The 2,490-nt window shown below is 34.8% G+C and carries 3 protein-coding genes; 1 reads left to right on the forward strand and 2 read right to left on the reverse strand.

The features are described from left to right. Both FWJ34_RS19660 and FWJ34_RS19155 read right to left on the reverse strand, forming a co-directional pair. Positions 1–176, reverse strand: a 176-nt coding sequence (locus tag FWJ34_RS19660) for an ATP-binding cassette domain-containing protein (RefSeq protein WP_396232101.1), incomplete at its 3' end; no start/stop codon positions are given. Between the two features lie 13 nt (positions 177–189). Further along, entirely contained in the window at positions 190–1,917 is a 1,728-nt protein-coding gene (locus FWJ34_RS19155; RefSeq protein WP_308256922.1) for an ABC transporter permease subunit, read from the reverse strand. 157 nt (positions 1,918–2,074) lie between these two features. Between FWJ34_RS19155 and FWJ34_RS19160 the strand changes: the two genes are divergently transcribed. Further along, the coding region (locus FWJ34_RS19160) for an SNF2 helicase-associated domain-containing protein (RefSeq protein WP_308256923.1) at positions 2,075–2,490 on the forward strand (416 nt) is incomplete at its 3' end.

Consider the following 2,490-nt stretch of genomic DNA (forward strand, 5'->3'; position numbering starts at 1 on the left):
GCCATAATGCGTAATAGGGTACTTTTTCCACTACCACTACGCCCTAATAATGCCACCACTTCTCCTTGATTTACCGTTAAATTAATATTCTCTAACACTGTAAACTCACCTTTACCATCGGGAAGGGGAAAACTTTTGTGGACATTTTCCACTATAATTAAATCTTGATTCATCATGTGACCCTCTTTTTTAAATATGATATTTTGTTACTGCTAATTCGTATAAACGTCGCCAAAAAATGCGGTTAATGCCAACGACAAATAAACTCATCATTCCTACTCCTAGAGTAATTCTTGCCCAATCTCCAGTAGCGGTAGCTTCTGCGATATAACTGCCTAAACCATCAGCCGTTAAAATAGTTGATCCCCAAGAGACAATTTCTGAGACGATACTGGCATTCCACGCACCACCACTAGCGGTAACACCCCCTGTCACCCAAGCGGAAAAAATCCCCGGAATAATCAGTTTTCGCCATTTTTGCCAACCTTTTAATCCTAAGCTGTTTGCCATTTCTTTTAAATCAGTAGGAATAGTTTGCGCACCGGCAATGGAATTAAATAAAATATACCATTGCGCCCCTAAAGACATTAATAAGATACTACCCCAGTTGATACTAATATCAAATTTGATAAAAAATAGGGTAGCAAAGGGAAAAATAAAGTTAGCGGGAAAAGATGCTAAAAATTGCACTACTGGTTGTAAAAATCGAGCTAATTTAGGATTAAAACCAATGGCAACTCCAATAGGTGTCCAAATTAAAGTAGCGAAAATCAGTAAACCTGTGACTCTTAAAAGGGTTAATAAGCCTAAACTAAAAGTTTTCAACACCTCTGTTATTCCCACAGTAGTCAAAATAAAGTGTAAACCTAAAGCAATCAGAAGTCCAATAATCGCTAATAAAATGAAGTTATAAATTAGATCATTTTTTGATTCGGATAAATCACTTTTGTAATGATTATGACGGGGGGTAATAGTAGATAAAAAACGATTAATGGTATCTGTGACAGGGGTTAAAAATTCCCCGATTAATCGAGGAATCCTCGCCGTAGTCAATAAATCCAATAACCAAGATTCAGGAGATTCAGCCGACTGACTTTGTTCCATTCTAAATTTATCACTCCAAGCGATAATTGGTCGCCAAAAAACTTGATCGACAGCAATAATAATGATTCCAATGGTAAGAAAAGCCCATCCCAAGGCAGAGAGATTTTCTTGGACGATCGCCTGAGTAACATAAGAACCAATACCAGGTAAGGTATAATCTTGATTTAGGACGCTAATAGCTTCACTAGCCGCCACGAAAAACCAGCCACCCCCAAAACTCATCATTCCATTCCAGACTAAACCAATCATAGCTGAGGGTACTTCTAATTTAATAAACTTTTCCCACCCTGATAGATGATATAAAGTAACAGCTTCTTCTAATTCTCTTGGGATAGTGCGTAAAGACTGATAAAAAGAAAAAGTCATATTCCATACTTGAGAAGTAAAAATGGCAAAAATAGAGGCACATTCTAAGCCTAATAAGCTACCCGGAAATAAAGCAATAAAACCTGTTACCGTAATAGATAAAAAACCTAAAACGGGAACGGATTGTAATATATCAAGTAACGGAATTAAAACTCGTTCAGCCCTACGACTATGGGAGGCAATATAACCATAGATTAAAGTGAAAAGTAAGGAAAAAAAGAGGGCAATGAACATTCTGAGAGTAGAACGACATGCGTAATAAGGTAAGTTACGAGGATCTAAATCTACGGTAGGGATTATATCAGGAGGCTTAAAACTCACTAAAAATCCCGCACCAATTCGAGAAATCAGAGCGAGTAAAACTAATGTACCTAAAATAACTATTATATCAGCTAAACCAAAAGGCAAGGATTTTTTGAGAACTTCTGAAGTAGGAAAAGTTTTCATAATTTAATCTAAAATTAACCTAAAATTAACCTAAAATTAACTAAGGTCATAAAACCTGTTAAGAGTTTATATCAAAAAATACAATGCTGATTTAGTTTTTATTTTTAATTTTTTATTCTCTATAGAAAATCCCGATAAATGGTATTTAGAATTTTTAGTGGCATCGAAAAAAGATTCTTCTTTAAAATTAAATTTGGAAGATTACTGGCATTTTGATAAAAAAACTAAGCAATTAGTTATAGAAAAATTTGGTAAAGAATTTGAGAAAAACTTACTCTTAAATTTAGGTTATGGGGCAAGAATTTATCCTAAATTATGGGCTGGATTAGAAACAGATAAACCAGTAGGATTATCTTTAACTTTAACAGAAGCATTTGACTTTCTCAAAGAAGTTGCATGGATTTTACAAGATGCAGGTTATATCGTTATTGTACCAGCATGGTGGACTCCTAGCGGTCGTCAAAAAGCAAAAATTCGCTTACAACTGACCTGTGGACAAAGCTGCAAAGATAAACGTAATTCTTACATAAATAAAAAACCAAAAACAAGACCATTGATAAAAGCCCATAAAAA

Source organism: Geminocystis sp. GBBB08 (genome assembly GCF_016743215.1).
GTDB lineage: Bacteria > Cyanobacteriota > Cyanobacteriia > Cyanobacteriales > Cyanobacteriaceae > Geminocystis.

What these genes read in the sequence shown, in the direction of transcription:
- FWJ34_RS19155 (WP_308256922.1), bottom strand. Translation starts at nt 1,917, where the DNA reads ATGAAAACTTTTCCTACTTCAGAAGTTCTCAAAAAATCCTTGCCTTTT.